This is a genomic window from Pseudomonas sp. NPDC089569 (assembly GCF_050280625.1).
In the GTDB taxonomy this organism is placed as follows: Bacteria; Pseudomonadota; Gammaproteobacteria; order Pseudomonadales; family Pseudomonadaceae; genus Aquipseudomonas.
Genome location: NZ_JBNNVQ010000274.1, coordinates 1 through 1,124, shown reverse-complemented (window position 1 = coordinate 1,124; position 1,124 = coordinate 1). Strand labels below are relative to the sequence as shown.

General features: G+C 61.8%; 1 pseudogene. It reads left to right on the top strand.

What is annotated here, in order from left to right:
- Positions 1-1,063, top strand: a pseudogene (gene gltB / locus ACQKP2_RS33030) (glutamate synthase large subunit); the annotation flags it as partial.
- Positions 1,064-1,124 lie beyond the last annotated feature (61 nt).

The following is a 1,124-nucleotide window of genomic DNA, read 5'->3' as shown; positions in this document are numbered from 1 at the left end:
GGCCATCGAGGCCCAGACCTGCATGACCCACCGCGGTGGGATTAATGCCGACGGCAAGACCGGTGACGGTTGCGGTCTGCTGATTCAAAAGCCGGACGCATTCCTGCGAGCCATTGCCCAGGAAACCTTCGGCGTAGAGCTGCCCAGGCAATATGCGGTGGGCATGGTTTTCTTCAACCAGGACCCGGTCAAGGCCGAAGCCGCTCGCGAGAACATGAACCGCGAGATCCTGGCTGCCGGCCTGCAGCTGGTCGGTTGGCGAAAAGTGCCGATCGACACCAGCGTCCTCGGCCGCCTTGCCCTTGAGCGCCTGCCGCAGATCGAGCAAGTGTTCATCGGTGGCGAAGGCCTGAGCGACCAGGACATGGCCGTCAAGCTGTTCACCTCCCGTCGTCGTTCGTCCGTGGCCAACGCCGCCGACGTCGATCACTACGTCTGCAGCTTTTCCCACAAGACCATTATTTACAAAGGCCTGATGATGCCGGCCGATCTGGCCGCCTTCTATCCGGACCTGGGTGACGAACGCCTGCAAACCTCGATTTGCGTGTTCCACCAGCGCTTCTCCACCAACACCTTGCCGAAATGGCCGTTGGCCCAACCGTTCCGCTTCCTGGCGCACAACGGCGAAATCAACACCATTACCGGCAACCGCAACTGGGCCGTGGCTCGCCGCACCAAGTTCGCCAACGATCTGATGGACCTGGAAGAACTCGGCCCGCTGGTCAACCGCGTCGGTTCCGACTCGTCGAGCATGGACAACATGCTCGAACTGATGGTCACCGGCGGTATCGACCTGTTCCGTGGCGTGCGGATGATCATTCCGCCGGCGTGGCAGAACGTCGAAACCATGGACCCGGACCTGCGTGCGTTCTACGAGTACAACTCCATGCACATGGAGCCGTGGGATGGTCCGGCCGGCGTGGTCATGACCGATGGTCGCTACGCAGTGTGCCTGCTCGACCGTAACGGTCTGCGTCCGGCGCGCTGGGTCACCACCAAGAACGGTTTCATCACCCTGGCGTCCGAAATCGGCGTCTGGAATTACCAGCCTGAAGACGTGATGAGGGCGCTCGGGGCGGATGTCATCGTGCTGGAGCAGGAGTTCGCGGGTTTCGGTGCCAGTG